The organism is Nocardioides marmoribigeumensis, assembly GCF_031458325.1.
Taxonomy (GTDB): Bacteria; Actinomycetota; Actinomycetes; order Propionibacteriales; family Nocardioidaceae; genus Marmoricola_A; species Marmoricola_A marmoribigeumensis.
In genome coordinates this window covers 3370687-3390948 of record NZ_JAVDYG010000001.1, presented here as the reverse complement: position 1 = coordinate 3390948, position 20262 = coordinate 3370687, and the positions used below count along the sequence as shown (strand labels likewise).

Sequence of the window (20262 nt, the reverse complement as noted above, 5' to 3'; positions counted from 1 at the left end):
ATGCCCGCCCCCGCTCCGTCCCCCGACTCCTTGACCCTGCTCGTCGAAGGTCGCCACGGCGACCCGCACTCGGTGCTGGGCGCCCACCCGCACGCCGGCGGCGTCACCGTCCGCGTGCTCAAGCCGCTGGCCGAGCGGGTGAGCGTCGTGCTGGGCGAGGAGCGCGTCGAGCTGACGCACCTCGAGCACGGCGTGTGGACCGGCGAGCTCGACACCACGGAGGTCCCGGACTACCGCGTCGAGGTGGTCTACGGCGACGGCGTGCCCCACGTGGTCGACGACGCCTACCGCTACCTCCCCACGCTCGGCGAGATGGACCTGCACCTGATCAACGAGGGCCGGCACGAGCAGCTGTGGGACGTCCTCGGCTCGCACGTGCAGCACTACGACTCCCCGTTCGGCACGATCACCGGCACGTCGTTCGCGGTGTGGGCGCCCCACGCCCGCGGCGTGCGGGTCAAGGGCGACTTCAACTCCTGGGACGGCCGCGAGCACCCGATGCGCCAGATGGGCGTCTCGGGGGTCTGGGAGCTGTTCGTGCCCGGCGTGCGCGGCGGCACGACGTACAAGTACTCCGTCCTCGGCGCCGACGGCGAGTGGCGCGACAAGGCGGACCCGCTGGCGACGGCGACCGAGGTGCCGCCGGCCACCGGCAGCGTGGTCTTCGAGTCGACCTACGAGTGGCAGGACGAGGCCTGGCTGGCCGAGCGCGCCACCAAGGAGCCCTACCGCGAGGCCATGTCGGTCTACGAGGTGCACCTCGCCTCGTGGAAGCAGGGTCGCTCCTACCGCGACCTGGCCACCGAGCTGGTCGACTACGTCCGCGACCGGGGCTTCACCCACGTCGAGCTGCTGCCGGTGATGGAGCACCCGTTCGGCGGCTCGTGGGGCTACCAGGTGACGTCGTACTTCGCACCGACCTCGCGCTTCGGCAGCCCCGACGACCTGCGCTTCCTCATCGACGCCTTCCACGCCGCGGGCATCGGCGTGATCCTCGACTGGGTGCCGGCGCACTTCCCCAAGGACGCCTTCGCCCTGGCGCGCTTCGACGGGACCCCGCTCTACGAGCACCCCGACCCGCAGCGCGGCGAGCACACCGAGTGGGGCACCTACATCTTCGACTTCGGCCGCGCCGAGGTGCGCAATTTCCTGGTCGCCAGCGCGCTCTACTGGCTCGAGGAGTTCCACGCCGACGGCCTGCGCGTCGACGCGGTCGCCTCGATGCTCTACCTCGACTACGCCCGCAAGGACGGTGAGTGGACGCCCAACATCTACGGCGGCCGCGAGAACCTCGAGGCGGTCACGTTCCTGCAGGAGATGAACGCCACCGCCCTGCGCCGCAACCCCGGCGCGATGACGATCGCGGAGGAGTCGACCTCGTGGCCCGGCGTCACCCGGGAGACCCACCTCGGCGGCCTCGGCTTCTCGCTGAAGTGGAACATGGGCTGGATGCACGACAGCCTCGGCTACGTCGCGCACGAGCCGGTGCACCGCTCCTACCACCACGGCCAGATGACGTTCTCGATGATGTACGCCTACTCCGAGCACTACTGCCTCCCGATCAGCCACGACGAGGTCGTGCACGGCAAGGGGTCGCTGCTGCGCAAGATGCCCGGCGACCGCTGGCAGCAGCTGGCCAACCTGCGCGCCTACCTCTCCTTCATGTGGTCCCACCCCGGCAAGCAGCTGCTGTTCATGGGCTGCGAGCTCGGCCAGGACCGCGAGTGGGCAGAGGAGCGCGACCTCGACTGGTGGCACCTCGACGACCCGCAGCACGCGGGGCTGCTGCGGCTGGTCGACGACCTCAACGCGCGCTACCGCGACAACCCGGCGCTGTGGCGGCTGGACTCCGACCCGGCCGGCTTCCGGTGGATCGACGCCAACGACGCCAACGGCAACGTCTTCTCCTGGCTGCGCAGCGACCAGGACGGCAACCTGCTGGCCTGCGTGACGAACTTCTCCGGCTCCCCCCACCACGGCTACACCGTCGGTCTCCCCCACACGGGGAGGTGGACCGAGGTGCTCAACACCGATGCCACGACGTACGGCGGCAGCGGCGAGGGCAACCTCGGTGGGGTCGAGGCCACCGACACCCCGAGCCACGGCCTCCCGGCCTCGGCGCGCGTGATGGTGCCCGCGATGAGCGCGGTCTGGCTGCGCCACGTCGGCTGACCGGGCCGGGCTAGGGTCGGGGCGTGACCCAGGACGGCGTGCACCTCGAACCGGTCGGCAACGGCGTGACCCGCGTCAGCTGGACCCACCGGCTCCAGGACGCCGGCTTCGAGACCGCGAGCGCCGCGGTGCGCGAGCAGGTCCGGATCGCCTTCGAGGACCTCAAGCAGGCGCGCGTCGAGGCGCTGGTCGACCCCGACGACGAGCAGGCGGCGCGCATCGCGACCTGGTCGGGCCTGCAGCGCGAGGGCGTGCGCCGAGGCGCGGTCGAGGGTGACGACGGCCGGCTGGACCGCGTGGTCTTCGCCCGCCTCCACACCGACGCACCGGTGAGCCGGGGCGGCCGCGGGTTCCGCGCGCTGCTCAACTCGTTCCTGCCGCGCAAGCGGGCGATCTCCCAGGTGCTGCTGCGCGACACCGAGGGCCGCGTGCTGCTGTGCAACCTGACCTACAAGCAGGACTGGGACCTGCCCGGTGGCGTGGTCGAGGTCAACGAGTCGCCGCTCCTGGCGGCGTTCCGCGAGGTGGAGGAGGAGCTCGCGCTGCGGGTCGAGCCCGGCGCGCTGCTGCTCACCGACTGGCTGCCGCCGTGGGGCGGCTGGGACGACGCGGTGTGCCTGGTCTTCGACGGCGGGGTGCACGACGCGTCACTGGCCGACCGGATCCGGCCGCAGGCCCGCGAGATCCGCCGTGCGGCCTGGTGCACGACGGCCGAGGTGCACCACCTGTGCGCCGACTTCACCGCACGCCGCATCGACTCCGCGCTCGCCTCGCTGGCGGCGGGCGAGGGCCCGGTCTACACCGAGTCGGGGCGGCCCGTCTGACCGCGTCGGGTCAGGAGGCCGACGCTCGCGGAGAACCCCGACAGGACCACGACCCCGGTCGAGGGGCTCGCGCGCAGCACGTGCGGCAGGGCCTCCAGGCCGCTCATCACCGGCATCGACAGGTCGAGGACGAGCAGCCGGATGTCCGGGGCGTCGTCCGCGATCGCGACCCGCACCATGCTCGCCTCCTCCTGCCCGGTCCGACGGAGCCCCATCGTGGCCGAACCAGACGGTCCGCCCGGCACCCCGTGGGCGCGCGAGCGGGTCAGGACGCGGGCAACCGCACCGTGAAGACGGACCCGCCGCCCTCGCGCGGGCGGTGGTCCACCGACCCGCCCTGGGCCTCGGCCAGCGAGCGGACCACGAACAGCCCGAGCCCCGTCCCCCGGGCGTCGGTCCCGGCGCGGGTGAACTCCTCGAACAGCCGGGGCCGGAACGCCTCCGGCACCCCGTCGCCGCGGTCGGCGAAGGAGAGGACGACCTGGTCGCCCTCGCGGGCCACGCGCACGTCGTACGGCGGGTCGGCGTACTTCCGCGCGTTGCTCAGCAGGTTGGTCACGACCTGGGTGAGGCGGGCCGGGTCGGCGAGGGCGGTGACCTCGCCGTCCACCCGCACCGTGACCGGGCTGCCCTGGTCGGCGGGCTCCTGGTCGAGGCAGGCCCGGACCACCGCTGCCACGTCGACGGCCTCGAGCTCGACCGACAGCCCGCCGCGCTCCACCTGGACCGCGGTCACCAGGTCGTTGGTGAGCCGCTGGAGGATGTCGGACTGGCGACGCAGAGCCGCCCGCAGGTGGTCGCGCTGCCCGTCGGAGAGCCGGTCGTAGCCGACGCGGACGGCCTCGGAGATGCCGACCAGCACCGCGACCGGGTTGCGCAGCTCGTGAGCCGTGCGGGCCAGGGCCGTGCGCAGGCGCTCGACGTCGTCGCGGTCCACGTCCGAGGCGCTCGGGTCCAGGCTGAGCACCACCTCGTCCCCCGTGCGGCTCGCCCGCACCCGCACCGCTCCGACCCGGGCGTCCTCACGCGGCCGGGCGACGAGCCCGTCGAGGACCCCGGCCAGGTCGGGGAGCAGGTCGCCCACGCGGGCGCCGGCCGGGCCGGTCGCGAGGCCGAGCAGCTCGGAGGCCCGGTCGTTGAGCCAGCGCACCGTCCAGGACGCGGCAGGGCGGTCCGCCGGGGCGTCGAGGACGACCAGGCCGGACGGGGCGGCCTCGGCGGCCCGAGCGGCGGCCACCTCGACCCGGTCGGCTCCCTCGACCCGTGGCTCGGCCGGGAGCGGCAGCGTGGGGATGACCTCGGGACCGCGAGCCGGACGCTCCCGGCCGCTGACCGCCCAGACGCGTTCGCACAGCTCCTCGGCGACGATGCCCTTCTGCACGTAGCCGGCCGCCCCGGCCGCGAGCGCCTCGTCGCGCATCGCCGTCGCGGAGAAGCCGGAGAGCACGAGCACCGCGGTCCCGGGGCTGCGGCGCACCACCTGCGGCAGCGCCTGCATGCCGTCCATCACCGGCATCGCGAGGTCGAGCAGCATCACGTCGGGCCGGTGCCGCTCGGCGAGGTCGATCGCCGCCCGGCCGTCCGCGCCCTCGGCGACCACGTCGATGTGGGGGTCGAGCTCCAGGCTGAGCCGCACCAGGAGCCTCATGTCGGGGGTGTCGTCGACGATGACGACCCGCAGCTGTCCGCTCACCCGCCGCGCGACCCGCCGTCCCCGTCGCGCGGAGAGGGCTGGATCGTGGCGGCCTGGCTGCGCGTCATCCGCGACGCCGGCAGGTGCCCGGGGCCGAGGAGGTCGGTGACCAGGTGGCTGGCCGAGCTGATCGAGCTGTCCAAGGCGCTCATCGCGCGGTCGCGGTCGCCGAGGTCGAGCGCCATCTTGGCCACGACGATGCCCTGGAGGATCGTGTCGTTGATCTCCAGCGCCTGCTCCTCGCGGCGCTTCATGTCCTCGAACAGCTGCGCGCCCTGCATCAGGGAGCCGTAGGTGCGCCGCAGCGACCAGTAGTACGTCGCCACGACCGCCCCGACGACGTCCCACACCGCCAGCTGCCAGGTCCACGCCGCGCGCATCGCGTTGCCCTGCACGAGGTCGAGGCCGAAGACCGGCATCACCATGTGGACCGCGTGCACGCCGTGGTGCACCGCGCAGGTGAGGAAGATCGCGGCCGTCGCGGTGCCGAGCGGGTTCTTGCGCAGCTGCCGGCCGCGCACGAGCGGGAGCACGATCGCGCCGAAGATGAGGAAGTACGCCACTGCGATCACGCCGTTGGCGACCATGCCGGCCTGCCACCACTCCATCAGGACCTCCTCGGTCGTGACCCGGTCATCCGTGCCCCCCGCTCCAGGGGAGCACGGCCAGCACGAGGCCGGTGAGCCCGGCGACGCCGTACGTCTCGGGCGTCCAGGCCCGCGGGACCGCCGGACGCCAGGTGGTGGGCAGCGGGGACGGGAGCCGCCGGAGCGCCTCGACGACGGTGTAGCCCTGCCAGAGCACGACGCACAGGTCCCACGACCCGACCGCCTCGCGGGGTCCGGCCACGCCGACCGTGCGGCTCGCCGCCCACAGCGCGACCAGGCCGACCCCGGACCACAGGACCGTGTGCAGGTGGCGGGAGGGGGCGAGCAGGACCAGCACCGCGAGCACGAGCTGGCCGAGCCCGGTGAGCAGGAAGAACGCCTGGTGGGCCGGACCGTCGGCGGCGTGGGCGAGCACCATCACCAGGTGGACCGCGGCGGCGGCCGCCAGGGCGACCGCGACGCGCAGGGGCCACTGCTCGCCCGGCGGCGCCGGCTGACGTGGGGGGCCGATGGGGACGGGACGGCGCTCCGCGCGCCGCGCGCGGAGGCTGGTCACGAGCAGGCCCGCGACGCCGACCAGGCCGCCCCACCACAGCACCTCGAAGAGCAGGACGACGATCGACCCCAGGCCGGCCCGGGTCTCAGGGCTCACCGGGTCATCCTCCTGGGTGCGGAGCGGGCCTCGTGACCCGAATGCCACACCGCAGGACCTAGGTCCCGGCCGACCTGGCGCAGGCGGGCCAGGACGGGGCGCCGGCCGGGTCAGAAGAGGGCGGAGGCGAGGTCGCGGCGGGCGCGCAGCGTGCGCGGGTCCTCGTTGCCGACCACGGCGAACAGCTCGAGCAGGTGGAGACGGGCGGCCGAGCGCTCGTCGCCCGACGTCCGGCGTACGACGTCCAGCAGTCGCCGGAAGGCGTCCTCGACGTGGCCCCCGAGCAGGTCGAGGTCCGCCACGAGGACCTGGGCCTCGACGTCGTCGGGACGGGCCGCCGCGGCCTCCCGGGCGGCGGCGAGGTCGGCGCCGGCGGTGCGCTGCATCAGCCGCGCGCGGGACAGCCCGACCTGCGCCTCGGCGTCGGCGGGGCTCTCGGAGAGGAGCCGCTCGTACTCCGCGACCGCCGTGTCGAGGTCACCGGCCATCAGGGCGTCCTCGGCCGCGGCGTAGCGCGGGTCGCCGGCCGGCTCCTCGCCCTCGTCAGCCGCCGGCGCCGCGGCACCGAAGGGCTGGTGGCGCCCGCTCATCCCCTGGCTCGCCAGCTGCTGGACCAGCTGCTGCATCATCGGGCGCAGCTCGGCCAGCGGCGGCGCGTCCTGGAGCAGCGGGGCGAGGCGGCCCTGCAGGACCATCGCGGCGAACGGGATCGACTGGACCTGCATCGCCTGCACGATCGAGGGCTGGCGGTCGGCGTCCACGCGACCGACCGCGATCGCACCGTCGAGCTCCTCGGCCAGCGTGCTGAGGTCGTCGGCGAGCTGCACGCTGGCCGGCATGCGGGAGGCGCTGTGCACGACGAGGACCACGGGCGCGGTCATCGAGGCCTCGAGCAGGGTCTGGAAGTTCTGCTCGTCGGTGTCGACGGAGAACGACCCACCGGTCCCGCCGGGGCCACCCGCGGGGGCGCTGGGCCGGGGGGCGGGCTGCTTCAGCGCGGAGAGGTCGATCGCACCAGGACGGGAGAACGGCATCGTCATGACCCGATCATCCCAAGCCGCCGGTCGGGCCGGTCACGCGCCCACCCCTCAGAAGTCGCCCGCGGCGGCCCGCACCGGCCGCAGGATCTCCGAGAGCCGGGCCAGGTCCTCGACCGCCATCGCCCCGAGACCGAAGTCGGCGGCCACCAGGTCGGCCGTCGCAGCCTCCACGACGGCCCGCCCCTCGGGGGTGATCTCGGCCAGGACGGTGCGCCCGTCGTCGGGGTGGGGACGCCGGCGCACGTGGCCCGCCCGCTCGAGCCGGTCGACGATCGAGGTGACCGAGGTCGGGTGCACCTGCAGCCGGCGGCCCATCTTGCCCAGCGGGAGCGAGCCGGCGCGGGTGAAGGTGAGCAGCACCAGCGCCTCGTAGCGGGCGAAGGTCAGCCCGTGCGGCTTGAGCGTCTCGTCGAGGCCGGCCAGGACCAGCTGCTGCACCCGCATCAGCGAGGTGACCGCGTGCATCTGGGGCACGCCCTCCCAGCGCAGCGCCCACTGCCGGGCGGCCTCGTCGATCGGGTCGAACGGGAGGGGGTCGGGGGTGCGTCCCACGGTCTCAGTCCTCGTCGCGCACGTGAGGGATCTGGCCGGTCGCGTCGGGGTCGTCGTACGTCCCCCACCCGACGACGGGGTCGCCGAGCGGCTCCTGGGGCACCAGCGGCCCGCCCTCGGCGCCGGGGGCGACCGCGACCGACTCGGGCACCTTGCCGCGTTTGTGCTTGGCCGGGCCACCACCGGCCTCGAACACGAGCTGCTGGATGAGGTTGTTGACGGCCACCACGTCGCGCAGCATCCGGATCTCGCGCAGGCCCTGGTCCTGGGCGGCGTTCTCGAAGACGAAGTGGCCGTAGCCGAGGAGCTGGCCCATCAGCGGCTGCTCCATGGTGAAGTCGACGATGCGGCTCAGCGACATCGCCGCCGCCCGCTGGTTGAGGACGCCCCGGATGCGGAAGATCCGCATGTCGGTGATGACGAACCAGTCCTCGTAGACCGCGAGCAGCAGCCATCCCCCGCGCAGGAGGAAGAGGAACACCGGCAGCAGTGCCCCGACCGGGCCGTTGGTGATCATGACCGCGACGGTCCAGAGTGCCGACAGCAGCAGCCACAGACCGCCGCGCAGGAACGCGATCGGGTGGTGGGGCATCGCGCGCACGATCTCCTCGCCCAGCTGCTCGAGGAGCTGGTCCTCGATGCGGTGCCGGGGCCGGAGCTCGAGCCGGAGAGCCATGCGCGGAGCCCTCGGGGGCTAGGCGAGCAGCTGCTTGGCGAAGTCGATGATGCCGCCGAAGACCGTCTGGGCCATCTCCCAGGTCCACGCCAGGGCGTCCTGGGTGAGGCCGGCCAGCGACGCGGGGTCCTGGACGATCCAGTAGCCCAGGAACAGCGCGACGACGCCGATCACGAGGAACTTCACGGGCTTGCTCCGTCCGGTCGTCCGTCGTCGGGCGGGGCTCTGCACGACGCGAGGCTGTCGGGCTCCGCCCGCCACACTGCCGCGGGTACGACAGTTCTGGGCCATTGGTAGCAGGTACGCCGGGCGGGTGCACCGAGGCGCGCCGTGGCCCTACACTCCCCCCGTGACTGAAACACGTTCTCGTTCTGGTCCTGCCCGCTTCGCGGGGAAGCGGGTCGTGGTGACCGGGGCCGCCGGGGGCGTGGGCGCGACGCTGGTCGAGATGTTCCGGACCGAGGGCGCACGGGTGGTCGGCTGCGACGTCACGACGTCGACTGACCCCGACCTGCTCGAGGTCGACCTGCGCGACACCACGGCGGTGGAGGCCTTCGCCGCCTCGGCGGTCGACCGGCTCGGCGGGGTCGACGTGCTGTGCAACGTCGCCGGGGTCCAGCGGTTCGCACAGGTCGGCGACATCACCGCCGACGCGCTCCACCTGCACCTCGACGTCAACCTCGTCGCCCCGGTCCTGCTCACCCAGGCCCTGGTCCCCGCGCTCGCCGAGTCACGGGGCAACGTGGTCACGATCGCCTCGATCTCGGCGGTCACCGCGCAGGGCTACAACTCGGTCTACTGCGCGAGCAAGGCCGGCCTGCTGATGGCGATGCGGTCGATGGCGATCGAGCTGGCCAAGGTGCGCGTGCGCGTCAACTGCGTCTCCCCCGGCGGGATCGAGACACCGATGCCCCACACCTCCGCCGCCCAGCTGCCCGAGGACATCGACTGGGACCTGCTCACCCGGCACTCCAGCGCCTTCCCGGGGTTCATGCCGCCCTCCGACGTCTGCGACGCGGTGCTCTTCCTCGCCTCCGACCACGCCGTCTCGATCACCGGGTCCAACCTGGTCGTCGACCGGGGCGTCGTCTGGTGACCCCCTCCGGGCGTCGGGGTCACCAGCCCGGTGGGCGGACGCCCTCCCGGGTGTACGCCGAGGAGGCCTGCGGCGCGAGCCGCCAGCGCAGCGGCAGGCGGCCGATCGTGTGGCGGGTGAGGAACCCGATCCGGCGCAGCCGGCGCTCGTCGGCCGCCGACCACTCCAGCCCCATCCGCTCGCGCAGGGCGGGCGGGAGGGTGCCACGGATCATCCACACCCCGGCGTCGTACGCCGCGTCGGAGGCGACCCGCCACACCGGCCCCGGGACCCACCGCGACGGCGACGGTCCGAAGGCCCCGCGACGCTTCTTGAAGGTGCCGCGGCTGAACCGGTTGTGCTCGAGCACGTCTGCGCACATGCGGTCCCAGTAGTCGCAGAACGCGGCGTAGTCGGGCGGCACGGGCCGCATCGACATCCCGTAGAGCGACCACCACTGGACCGACTCCTGGTAGAGCCGCTCCTTGTCGGCGTCGCTCAGCTCCTCCCCGAAGAAGTGCATCGCGGCGATCTGCGCCTCGAAGAACGTCGCGTGCGCCCAGTAGTAGGTCTCGGGGTCGAGGGCGTGGTAGCGCTCCCCGTCGTCCAGCGACCCCTTGATCGGCTTGTGGTAGTCGCGCACCTTGGCCGCGACCCCGAGCCGGTCGGCGTCGTAGACGACCCCGACGATCTGCGGCACCGAGCGCCAGATGCGGTCGAACGGCCCCTTGAAGTAGTCGCTGTGGTCGCGCACGCCCTTCTCGATCGCGGGGTGCATCGTCTGCAGGACCCCCGCGCGCATCCCGACCAGCGCCAGACGCCAGTCGCCGAGCGTGCGCCAGGTCAGGCTGTCGGGGCCGAGGGGCTCACCGAGCCGGGGGGCGTACGACGGGGGCTCAGCCGGCGAGGAGGGGCGCGTGGGGGCGGCGGCGCTGGTCACGCGCCCATTGCAACAGGAAACGGGCGTTGTCACAAGTGTCCCCCGCCCGGCCGAGGACCAGCTCGACGAGCAGGTCGGGCACCCGGGAGGGGTGCAGCAGCGGGCTGGTCACCACGTCGGCGCCGCTCTCGCGCAGACGCTGCTGGAAGTGCCCCGGGGCCAGGAGGTACGACGCCACGAGGACCCGCCGCGCACCGGCGGCGCGGGCCGCGGCGACCGCCTCGGGGACCGACGGGACCGGCGAGGACGCGGACGGTGCGGCGTAGCCGACCGTGACCGGGCGGCGCACCAGCAGGGCCAGGTCCTCGGCGGTGCGCGCCACCGCCTCGGCCGCCTCGGGACGGCTGGACCCGGCGGCCGCGAGGACCACCGCGTCCCCCGGCGACACTCCGGCCACGACGAGCCGCTGGTGCAGCAGCGCCACGAGCCGGGTGGAGGGGCCCAGCGGCGGGGTGACGTGGACGCGACCGACCGTGGCGGCGGCCCCGGCGATGTCGACCTCGGTGTGGAAGCCGGGTGAGAGGAGCAGCGGCACGACGGTCGCCCCGGGCCGCAGCACGCTGCCGAGCGTCGGGCCGTGCACGTCGACGTAGGCCTCCTCGACCGGGGCGGGCCACACGTCAGCGACGCGCTGCACCAGCGCCTGCACGGCCGCGCGGCCGGTGTCCGACCGCGTCCCGTGGGCGCAGAGCACCAGCGAACCATCCATGACCTCACCTCTTCCCTGCCAGGAGGTATCCCCTTTTCACGACGGTTCGCACCAGGGCGGCGTCGACGCCCGCCGCGCGCAGCGACTCCCGCAGCCTCGCGACCGCGACCTCGACGCGGTGCGGGTCGTCCGAGCCGCCGGGCAGCGCGTCCAGGAGCGCGTCGCGGGAGACCACGTGACCGGGCGTCGCGGCGAGCCGGCGCAGCACGGCCAGGCTCGTCGGCGGCACCGCGAGCGGCCGGTGGTCGAGCGTGGCCACCTCGGCACGCACGCGCAGGCTGCCTCCCTCGGTGTGCAGCACGTGCCTGCCGTGGCCGAGCTCCTCGATCACCAGGCGCGCCAGCGCCCCCATGCGCGGGCGGGTCGGCTGCCGGGCCAGCAGGCCGGCGAAGCCCAGCGGCTCGGCCGTGACCGACCCGACGGCTGCGAGCATCAGCTCGCCGGTGCCGACCCGGGCCCGCACCTGCTCCTCCACGCCGTGGGCGCGGAGGCCGTCGAGCCAGGCCAGGACCGCGGGGGCGCTGGTGAACGTCACCGCGTCGTACTCCCCCTCGCCGAGGCCGCGGGCGGACCTCGCGACCGCCTCCGGGTCGGGGGGCGGGCCCCACTTGTAGACCGCGAGCGGTACGACGGCCGCGCCGGCCGCGCGGAAGGCGTCGTCGAGCGCGTGGTCGAGGGCGCCGTGGTGCTGGACCGCGATCCGTCGGCCGGCCACTCCGTCGGCGACCAGGAACTCGCGGATCTCCGCGGAGGTCTCGGACTCGGCCACGCGGTCGGCGGCCAGCCCGAAGCTCTGCAGCGCGCCCTGCGCCTTGGGCCCGCGGGCCACGAGGTAGGCCGAGTCGAGCGTCGCCAGCACCTGCTCGACGAGCCCGGCCGCCTCGACGGTCTCCATCCACTGGCGGAAGCCGATCGCGGTGGTCACCACCAGGATGTCCGGCGGCTGCGCGAGCAGCTCGACCGTGCGGCGCAGCAGCTCCGGCTCGTCGACGTGCCGGATCACGCTCAGCGCCGGCACCCGGTCCACCACGGCGCCGCGGCGCTCGAGGGCGGACGCCAGCTCCTCGCTGCGCCGCTGGGCGGTCACGAGGATGCGGCACCCGGCGAGGACCGGAGCGAGCTCGATCACCCCGCGACCACCTCCACCCGCGTCGGCTCGGCGACGGACCGAGGGGCGTCCTCGACGTGGACGACTCCCCCGGCGACCCAGGTGCGGTGCACGGGCAGCCGGACGGACCGGTCGGTGAGGCACTCGCCGGTGACGAGGTCGAAGACCTGCTTGTACATCGGCGAGGCGATCGTGTCGCGGTCGCCGACGCTGCCGAGCAGCCCGCGGGCCATCACGTTGGCCCCGCTGAACGGGTCGCGGTGGCCCACGGCGTGGACGAACGAGCCGCTCTCCCCGCTCACGAGGAACAGCGCGACCTGACGGCCGCCGACGAGGACCGCCACCCCGCGCTCGGGGACGAGCTGCCTCACGGTGCACACGGCGGTGAACGTCATGACCGCACCTCCAGCGTCGCGCCGGCGATCAGCGGTCGCTCGTCGGGCCGCGCGGGTCGTCGCTGGCCCCGCTCGTCGACGTAGGCCAGGTCCGGGTCGGCGACGTCGGGGGCGTTGAGGAACGAGGAGAACTGCGCCAGCTTGGCCGGGTCGGCCAGCGTCGCGGCCCACTCGTCGCGATAGCTGCCCACGTGCTCCGCCATCGCGCGGTCCAGCTCCTCGGCGATGCCCAGGCTGTCCTCGAGGACGACCGCGCGGATCGCGTCCAGGCCGCCCTCGTGCTCCTCGACCCAGGCCGCGGTGCGCTGGAGCCGGTCCGCGGTGCGGACGTAGAGCATCAGGAAGCGGTCGACCGTGCGCACGAGGGTCTCGGTGTCGAGGTCCTCCGCGAGCAGCCTCGCGTGCCGGGGCGTGAAGCCGCCGTTGCCGCCGACGTAGACGTTCCACCCCTTGTCGGTGGCGATGACGCCCACGTCCTTGCCCCGGGCCTCAGCGCACTCGCGGGCGCACCCGGAGACGCCGAGCTTGATCTTGTGCGGCGCCCGCAGCCCGCGGTAGCGCAGCTCGAGGTCGATCGCGAGCGCGACCGAGTCCTGCACGCCGAAGCGGCACCACGTCGAGCCGACGCACGACTTCACCGTGCGCAGCGACTTGCCGTAGGCGTGCCCGGACTCGAACCCCGCGTCGACCAGGCGCCGCCAGATCGAGGGCAGCTGCTCCAGCCGGGCGCCGAAGAGGTCGATGCGCTGGCCGCCGGTGATCTTGGTGTAGAGCTCGAACTCGCGCGCCACCTCGCCGATCACGATGAGCTTCTCCGGGGTGATCTCGCCGCCGGGGATGCGCGGGACGACCGAGTAGGTGCCGTCCTTCTGCAGGTTGGCCATCACGTGGTCGTTGGTGTCCTGCAGCCGGGCCTGGTCGGCGTCGAGCACGTGCCCCGTGCCGAGCGAGGCGAGCACCGAGGCCACCACCGGGCGGCAGATGTCGCAGCCCCGACCGCGCCCGTGCGCGGCGATGATCTCGCTGAAGGTCCGCAGGCCCGTCACGCGCACCACGTCGAACAATTGTGCTCGTGACAATTCGAAGTGCTCGCACAGCGCGTTGCTCACGGTCACGCCCTGCTTGGCCAGCTCGGCCCCCATCAGGCTCTTCACCAGCGGCAGGCAGGACCCGCAGCTGGTGCCCGCCCGGGTGCAGGCCTTCACCGCGGCCAGGTCGCACGCACCCTGCTCGGAGACGGCCGAGCGGACCGCGCCGGCGCTGACGTTGTTGCACGAGCACACGGACGCCTCGTCGGGCAGGTCGCCCTGCCGCTCGGGGCCGTTGCCCAGCAGCCAGGCGTTGGGGTCGCCCTCCAGGGCCGTGCCGACGAGCGGGCGGAGCGTGGTGTACGCCGACGCGTCGCCCACCAGCACCCCGCCCAGCAGCGTGCGGGCGTCGTCGGAGAGCACGAGCTTCTTGTACGCACCGGCGACCGGGTCGGCGTACACCACCTCGAGCGCGCCCGGAGTGGTGGCGAACGCGTCGCCGAAGCTGGCCACGTCGACCCCGAGGAGCTTGAGCTTGGTGGAGGTGTCGGCGCCGGGGAAGACGGCGCTGCCCCCGAGGAGCCGGTCGACCACGACCTCGGCCATCGCGTTGCCCGGCCCGACCAGGCCCCAGCACCGACCGTCGACGCAGGCCACCTCGCCGACGGCGTGGACACCCGGGACCGGGGTCGCGCAGGCCTCGTCGACGACCACGCCGCCACGCTCGCCGACCGGGAGGCCGGCCCCGCGTCCGAGCTCGTCGCGCGGCCGCACGCCGGCGGCCATCACGACGACGTCGACCTCGGCGGTCGTGCCGTCGCTGAGAGCCATCGACCCCACGGACCCGTCAGCGGCGGCCCGGATCGCCGAGGTGCCGACGCCGGTCCGCACGGTGACACCGAGGCCCTCCACGATGCGGCGCAGCGCCTCACCACCGCCGGCGTCCACCTGCATCGGCATCAGCCGGTCGGAGAGCTCCACGACCGTGGTGTCGACGCCCATCCCGGTGAGGGCGCCGGCCGCCTCGAGCCCGAGCAGGCCGCCGCCGATCACCGCGCCGCGCAGCGGCCGGCCGGCGAGGCCCATCACCCAGGTCCGCAGCGCGACGACGTCCTCCACGGTGCGGTAGACGAAGACGCCCGGCAGCTCGCTCCCGGGGACGGGCGGGACGAAGGCGGAGGACCCGGTCGCCAGCACGAGCGCGTCGTAGGCGAGCGTCCCTCCGCCGGCGAGCACCACCCGCCGGGCGTCGGTGTCGACGGAGGTGACCTGTGCGGACAGGTGCAGGGTGACCGCCGGGTCGTCCCAGAGCGAGGCGTCGCCGAGGAGGAGGTCCTCCACGGTCCGGCCCGAGAAGTACGACGTGAGCGCGACCCGGTCGTAGGGCGCGACGTCCTCCTCGCAGACGAGGTCGACCAGCCACTCGCCGGCCCTGTCGCGGGCGACGAGCGCCTCGACCAGCCGGTGGGCGACCATCCCGCCGCCCACGACGACCAGGCGTCGTCGGGCCGTCGGCGGCAGGGCGGAGTCGTGAGACATGTGAGGGACCTTTCCAGTCGTTGGTTTCTGTGACGGTGACGTGGCGTTACGCCGATGTAACGGGGACGGGCACCGGCTCCAGCGGGTCGACCGACGCGAGCCAGTCGACGAGCCCGCAGACCACCTCCCGGCATCCACCGCAACCGGTCGTGGCCCGGGTGCGGGCGGCGACCTTCTCGACCGAGTCGGCGCCCGCCTCCCACGCTTCGACGACCTGCGCCTTGGTGACCGAGTTGCACCGGCACACGGTGGTCGCGCCCGGCATGCGCATCGGCGAGGTGGACTCCCCCGTGCGCTCGGGGGTCAGCAGGGCGAGGGGGTCGCGGGGCAGGGGCGTACGACGGTCGAGCGCGACCGAGACCTCCGCGGCGACCGCGGGGGCGCCGAGGACCGTGGCCCCGACCAGGTGCTCCCCGCGCACGACCAGGCTGAGGTGCCGCCCGCCCGAGGGGTCGTCGACGGTGATCACCCGGTCCTCGGGCAGCGCCGCCGACGCCCGGACCCCGAGGGCGACCAGGTCGACCCCGACGGCCTTGAGCCTGATGTCACCGGACCCGTCGTCGACCGCGGGCGCTTCCTCGAGCGGCGCACCCACGAGCCGTGCGGCCAGCCGGGCCGCCTGGTCCCAGCCCGTCGCGACCAGCCCCGGGACGGACCCGGGCTCCTGCGCGCAGTCGCCGATCGCGTGCACGCGGGGGTCGGCCGGGCTGGCCAGGTCGCGACCCACCACGATCCCGCGGTCCACGGGCAGACCGGCGTCCGCGGCCAGCCCGGTGCGGGCACGGACCCCGCAGCTCATCACCAGCAGGTCGGTCGACATGACGGTGCCGTCGGTGAGCCGCACCGCCACCAGCTCGCCGTAGGCCTGCAGGACCTCGGCGACGCTCGTGCCGGTCCGCACCCGCACCCCCGACTCCTCGAGCCGGCGCGCGAGGACCGCGGCCGGGGCAGGGTCGAGCTGGCCGGTCATCAGCGAGGGGTCGACCTGGAGGACGGTCACGCCCACCCCGCGGTGGTGCAGGCCCGCCGCGACCTCCAGGCCCAGCACCCCTCCACCGAGGACGACCGCGTGCCGGGCGTTGGCCGAGCGGGACACCACCGCGCGCACGTCGTCGAGGTCGCGCAGCACGTGCACGTGGCGTGGCCGCTCCTCCAGCCCGGCCACGGGCGGCACGAACGCCGCCGCTCCCGTGGCGAGCACCAGGTGGTCCCAGCCCCAGGCCGTGCCGTCGTCGAGGAGCACGGTCCGCGCCTCCCGGTCGACCGAGCAGGCGGCGACCGAGCGTCGCACCTCCACGCGCGCAGGCAGCTCGGGCAGCGTCAGCGAGCGCCACGCGGCTCGGCCCGCGACCACCTCGCTCAGCAGCACGCGGTTGTAGGGCTCGTAGGCCTCCGCGCCCACGACCCGCACGTCGAGCCGCCCCTCCGGGTCGCGCCGGCACAGCTCCTCGGCGAGGCGGTGCCCGACCATCCCGGCGCCCACGACCACCACACGGGTCGTCATACGAGGACCTCCTCGATCTCGGCGGCCGCCTCCCGCGAGGGGGACAGCGGCCGCACCTGCACCGCGCAGACCTTGAGCTCCGGCATCCCGCAGACGGGGTCGGTCGCGTCGGTGGTCAGCACGTTGGCCGAGCCCGGCCAGTGGAAGGGCATGAAGAGGGTGTCGGGCCGCACGGCGGTGGTCACCCGCACCGGCACGACGACGACGCCCCGCGCCGACTCGACCTCGGCCGGCTCGCCGTCGTGCAGACCGAGCCGCTCGGCCAGGCGCGGGTGCACCTCGACGAACGGTCCCGGCGCGGACTCGGCGAGCGCGGGGACCCGGCGGGTCTGGGCGCCGGACTGGTAGTGCGCGAGCACGCGGCCCGTCACCAGGTGGACCGGCGCGTCCGGTCGCAGGTCCTCGGCCGGGTCGCCCGGCCGCACGGGGTGGAAGCGGGCGAGCCCGTCCTCGTGGGCGAAGCGGTCGGCGAACAGCCGCGGTGTGCCCACGCCGTCGGCCACCGGCCAGAACCGCGCCTCGTCGTCGTCGAGCAGCGCGTGACTCAGCCCCGAGTAGTCCGCACGCCCACCGGCCGAGGCCCGCGCCAGCTCGTCGAAGACCCGCGCCGGTTCGGTCTCGAACCGCACCGGGCACCCCAGCCGCGCGGCCAGGTCGGCGAGCACCTCCAGCTCGTCGCGTACGCCGGGTGGGGGCGCCAGCGCGCGGCGCCGGCGCAGCACGCGGCCCTCGAGGCTGGTGACCGTGCCCTCCTCCTCCGCCCACTGCGGCACGGGGAGCACGACGTCGGCGAGGAGCGCGGTCTCGCTGGGCACGAGGTCGCTCACGACCAGGAGGTCGAGGGACCGCAGCCGGCGGGTGACCGCCGAGGCGTCGGGGACGCTGACGACCGGGTTGCTGCCGTGCACGAACAGCGCCCGCACCGACGAGCCGCACCGTGCCAGCAGCTCGACGGCCGGCACGCCCGGCCCGGGGACTGCCGACTCCTCGACGCCCCACACCGCGGCCACGTGGGCACGGGCACCGGGGTCCGAGATCGAGCGGTAGCCGGGCAGCTGGTCCGACTTCTGCCCGTGCTCGCGGCCGCCCTGCCCGTTGCCCTGGCCGGTCAGGCAGCCGTAGCCCGAGGCCGGGCGACCCGGCAGGCCGAGCGCCAGGGCGAGGTTGATCGCGGCGGCCACGGTGTCGCTGCCGTCGACGTGCTGCTCCACGCCGCGGCCGCTGAGCACCATCGCGCCGCCACCCCCGTGGACCGGGGCGGCGTCGGCCAGCAGGTGCGCGGCCTGCTCCACCAGCGGCGCGGGCACACCGGTCAGCGACGCCAGCCGCTCCGGCCACAGGTCCGCGACCGAGCGTGCGACCGCGTCGAAGCCCGTCGTGCGCGACCCGACGTACGACGCGTCGACGCGGCCGCTGCGCACGAGCACGTGCAGCAGGCCGAGCAGCAGCACCTGGTCGGTCCCGGGCACCGGCTGCAGGTGCAGGCCGCCCCCGTCCGCGCAGAGCGCCGCGGTCGCCGACCGGCGGGGGTCGACCACCACGAGGCCGCCGGCCCGCCGGGCACCGGCGAGGTGCTGGACGAACGGCGGCATCGTGTCCGCCACGTTGCTGCCCAGCAGGAGCACGGCCTGTGCGCGGTCGATGTCGGCGACGGGGAAGGGCAGCCCGCGGTCGATCCCGAAGGCCCGGTTGCCCGCAGCGGCCGCGGCGGACATGCAGAAGCGGCCGTTGTAGTCGATCATCCGGGTGCCCAGCGCGAGACGCGCCCACTTGCCCAGCGTGTAGGCCTTCTCGTTGGTGAGGCCGCCCCCACCGAGGACGCCGACGCAGTCGCGGCCGTGCTCGGCCTGCAGCGACCGGACCCGCGAGGCGACGAGCCCGAGCGCCTCGTCCCAGGACGCCGGCACGAGGGCCCCGTCGCGGCGCACCCAGGGGTGCGTGAGGCGGTCCGGTGCGCGCAGCACCTCGGCCGCCGTCCAGCCCTTCTGGCACAGGCCACCCCGGTTGGTCGGGAAGTCGCGCGGCGACACCTCCACGCCACCGCCGGGGACGGCGTGGAGGGTCGTCGCGCACTGCAGCGCGCAGTAGGGGCAGTGCGTGCGGACGGGCTCGCTCACACGCGGACCTCCGCCAGCGCGGCGCCCTTGCGCAGGTAGACCGCCCAGGTGACCGCCAGGCACACGACGTAGAAGCCCGTGAACACCACGAACGCGCTCTTGGTGGCGGCGACCGGGTCGGACACCCAGGGGGCGCCGAAGGTGATCGGGACGAGGAAGCCACCCATCGCGCCGACGGCGCCGACCAGGCCGAGCACCGCCGAGGACTCCTTGGCCGCCCGCCGCTCGGCGAGCCGGCGCTCCGGCGAGCCGGGCGCGCCGGTGCGGGCGGCGTAGTGGCCCTTCCAGATCGCCGGGATCATCCGGTAGGCCGACCCGTTGGCGATGCCGGTCGCCGCGAAGACGAAGAGGAACGCCGCCAGGAACAAGGGGAACACCGCCGCGTTGTCGTCGACCGCCGCGCGCACCGCGTCGGAGTACTCGAAGGTGGCCGGGTCCGGGACGCCGGTCGGCTTGGGCACGGGGCTGAGCTGCACCAGCGTGGCGAGCACCGCGAGAGTGCCGACGACCATCGCCAGGAAGCCGGCCAACGTGACCCGCGCCCCGCCGAAGCGGTCGGCCAGCCAGCCGCCGAAGGGCCGTGCGGCGGAGCCGACGAGCGCCCCGAGGAACGCGTAGTACACGAAGTTGATGCCGATGCCGGGGACCGTCGGGACCGGCTGGTTCCAGAAGTTCAGCCTGATCAGCAGCGGCATCGCCGAGGAGTAGCCGATGAACGAGCCGAAGGTGCCGATGTAGAGGAACGCCATCACCCACGTGTGCCGGTAGCGCACGACGGCCAGCTGCTCGCGAGGCGTGGAGTGGGCCGTGCGCAGGTTGTCCATGAAGAAGTACGCCGCGGCGGCCGCCACCAGCGCGAGGCCGGCGTACAGGAACCCGGCCCGCGGCAGGTCCAGCGCCTCCGACCCCTTGACCAGGCCGAACAGGCCCGCACCCCCGACCACCACCGGCAGGAAGAGCTGGATCACCGCGACGCCCGCGTTGCCCCCCGCCGCGTTGAGCCCGAGCGCCGCGCCCTTGCGGCGCACCGGGTAGCAGTGGTTGATGTTGGCCATCGACGAGGCGAAGTTGCCGCCGCCGACGCCGGCGGTCGCGGCGATCGCGACGAACACCCAGTACGGCGTCCCGGGCTGCTGGACGACGTAGGCGAAGAGCAGCGTCGGGACCAGCAGGAGCAGCGCGCTGACGACCGTCCAGTTGCGGCCGCCGAAGCGCGGCACCGCGAACGTGTAGGGCAGGCGCAGCAGCGAGCCGACCAGGTTGGGCACCGCGACCAGCCAGAACAGCTGCTGCGGGGTGAAGGCGAAGCCGGCCTTCGCCAGCAGGGCGGCGCTCACGCTCCACAGGACCCACACCGAGAAGCCGAGGTGCTCGGCGAGGACCGACCAGGCCAGGTTGCGCCGGGCCACCCGGCGCCCGGTCGTCTCCCAGAACACCTCGTCCTCGGGGTCCCAGTGCTCGATCCACCGCCCGGCGCCGGTCGCCGCTCCGGTCTGGGTGGTCCCTGCCGAGACCACGTCGGTTGCCGCCACGGCTGTCTCCCGTCGTCCACGGGCCCCCCGTCGGGACCTCGTGACGCACAGACAAGCCGGACCGTGTTTCGGGTCGTGGCCGGTGGCGTCGCGGCCGC

At 74.3% G+C, this 20262-nt stretch carries 19 protein-coding genes; 3 read left to right on the top strand and 16 right to left on the bottom strand.

Annotation, left to right across the window (positions count from 1 at the left end; genetic code table 11):
- Complete coding sequence (gene glgB, locus J2S63_RS16165; RefSeq protein ID WP_310304312.1) at window positions 1-2172, top strand: 1,4-alpha-glucan branching protein GlgB; 2172 nt, start codon at window positions 1-3, stop codon at window positions 2170-2172.
- A 23-nt stretch (window positions 2173-2195) separates the two neighbouring features.
- Window positions 2196-2996, top strand: a complete 801-nt coding sequence (locus tag J2S63_RS16160) for an NUDIX hydrolase (protein ID WP_310304310.1) — start codon at window positions 2196-2198, stop codon at window positions 2994-2996.
- On the opposite strand, the gene J2S63_RS16155 is transcribed toward J2S63_RS16160, so the two are convergent.
- The 8 genes from J2S63_RS16155 to J2S63_RS16120 all read right to left on the bottom strand — a co-directional run bounded on the left by J2S63_RS16155 (window position 2969) and on the right by J2S63_RS16120 (window position 8448).
- Window positions 2969-3175 carry a response regulator transcription factor gene (locus J2S63_RS16155; RefSeq protein WP_310304308.1) on the bottom strand — a complete coding sequence of 69 codons (207 nt, stop codon included), beginning with the start codon at window positions 3173-3175 and terminating at the stop codon, window positions 2969-2971. The two genes, J2S63_RS16160 and J2S63_RS16155, sit on opposite strands and share 28 nt — an antisense overlap.
- Before the next feature lie 86 nt (window positions 3176-3261).
- Window positions 3262-4689, bottom strand: coding sequence for an ATP-binding response regulator (locus tag J2S63_RS16150; protein ID WP_310304306.1), 1428 nt, complete (start codon window positions 4687-4689; stop codon window positions 3262-3264).
- On the bottom strand, window positions 4686-5297 hold the full coding sequence (locus J2S63_RS16145; RefSeq protein ID WP_310304304.1) for a hypothetical protein: 612 nt from the start codon (window positions 5295-5297) through the stop codon (window positions 4686-4688). Before J2S63_RS16145 ends, J2S63_RS16150 begins: the two co-directional genes overlap by 4 nt.
- 25 nt (window positions 5298-5322) lie before the next feature.
- Window positions 5323-5949, bottom strand: a complete 627-nt coding sequence (locus tag J2S63_RS16140; RefSeq protein ID WP_310304302.1) for a hypothetical protein — start codon at window positions 5947-5949, stop codon at window positions 5323-5325.
- Window positions 5950-6059: 110 nt separating this feature from the next.
- Window positions 6060-6989 (bottom strand): tetratricopeptide repeat protein, encoded by a 930-nt coding sequence (locus J2S63_RS16135; protein WP_310304300.1) that lies wholly within the window; start codon window positions 6987-6989, stop codon window positions 6060-6062.
- A gap of 48 nt (window positions 6990-7037) precedes the next feature.
- Window positions 7038-7541 carry a MarR family winged helix-turn-helix transcriptional regulator gene (locus J2S63_RS16130; protein ID WP_310304298.1) on the bottom strand — a complete coding sequence of 168 codons (504 nt, stop codon included), beginning with the start codon at window positions 7539-7541 and terminating at the stop codon, window positions 7038-7040.
- Window positions 7542-7545: 4 nt separating this feature from the next.
- Window positions 7546-8217, bottom strand: coding sequence for a PH domain-containing protein (locus J2S63_RS16125; RefSeq protein WP_310304296.1), 672 nt, complete (start codon window positions 8215-8217; stop codon window positions 7546-7548).
- Between the two features lie 18 nt (window positions 8218-8235).
- Window positions 8236-8448, bottom strand: coding sequence for a hypothetical protein (locus tag J2S63_RS16120; RefSeq protein ID WP_310304294.1), 213 nt, complete (start codon window positions 8446-8448; stop codon window positions 8236-8238).
- A 118-nt stretch (window positions 8449-8566) separates the two neighbouring features.
- Here J2S63_RS16120 and J2S63_RS16115 point away from each other — a divergent pair, with 118 nt between their 5' ends.
- Window positions 8567-9313, top strand: a complete 747-nt coding sequence (locus J2S63_RS16115; protein ID WP_310304292.1) for an SDR family NAD(P)-dependent oxidoreductase — start codon at window positions 8567-8569, stop codon at window positions 9311-9313.
- A gap of 19 nt (window positions 9314-9332) precedes the next feature.
- Here the strand turns inward: J2S63_RS16115 and J2S63_RS16110 are convergent, their stop codons facing one another.
- From J2S63_RS16110 to J2S63_RS16075, 8 genes are read right to left on the bottom strand one after another with little or no spacing between them, the layout of a single operon-like run.
- Window positions 9333-10232, bottom strand: a complete 900-nt coding sequence (locus J2S63_RS16110) for an oxygenase MpaB family protein (RefSeq protein WP_310304290.1) — start codon at window positions 10230-10232, stop codon at window positions 9333-9335.
- Window positions 10189-10941, bottom strand: coding sequence for a sirohydrochlorin chelatase (locus J2S63_RS16105; RefSeq protein ID WP_310304288.1), 753 nt, complete (start codon window positions 10939-10941; stop codon window positions 10189-10191). The genes J2S63_RS16110 and J2S63_RS16105 overlap by 44 nt, the downstream gene beginning before the upstream one ends.
- Window positions 10942-10945: 4 nt before the next feature.
- Window positions 10946-12070 carry a uroporphyrinogen-III synthase gene (locus J2S63_RS16100; RefSeq protein WP_310304286.1) on the bottom strand — a complete coding sequence of 375 codons (1125 nt, stop codon included), beginning with the start codon at window positions 12068-12070 and terminating at the stop codon, window positions 10946-10948.
- Complete coding sequence (locus tag J2S63_RS16095) at window positions 12067-12444, bottom strand: nitrite reductase (NAD(P)H) small subunit (RefSeq protein WP_310304284.1); 378 nt, start codon at window positions 12442-12444, stop codon at window positions 12067-12069. The genes J2S63_RS16100 and J2S63_RS16095 overlap by 4 nt, the downstream gene beginning before the upstream one ends.
- Window positions 12441-15011 (bottom strand): nitrite reductase large subunit NirB, encoded by a 2571-nt coding sequence (gene nirB / locus J2S63_RS16090; RefSeq protein WP_310304282.1) that lies wholly within the window; start codon window positions 15009-15011, stop codon window positions 12441-12443. Before nirB ends, J2S63_RS16095 begins: the two co-directional genes overlap by 4 nt.
- A 46-nt stretch (window positions 15012-15057) precedes the next feature.
- Window positions 15058-16515 (bottom strand): FAD-dependent oxidoreductase, encoded by a 1458-nt coding sequence (locus J2S63_RS16085; protein ID WP_310304280.1) that lies wholly within the window; start codon window positions 16513-16515, stop codon window positions 15058-15060.
- Window positions 16512-18632 (bottom strand): molybdopterin oxidoreductase family protein, encoded by a 2121-nt coding sequence (locus J2S63_RS16080; RefSeq protein ID WP_310304278.1) that lies wholly within the window; start codon window positions 18630-18632, stop codon window positions 16512-16514. The genes J2S63_RS16085 and J2S63_RS16080 overlap by 4 nt, the downstream gene beginning before the upstream one ends.
- Complete coding sequence (locus J2S63_RS16075) at window positions 18629-20164, bottom strand: MFS transporter (RefSeq protein WP_310304276.1); 1536 nt, start codon at window positions 20162-20164, stop codon at window positions 18629-18631. The genes J2S63_RS16080 and J2S63_RS16075 overlap by 4 nt, the downstream gene beginning before the upstream one ends.
- Window positions 20165-20262 lie beyond the last annotated feature (98 nt).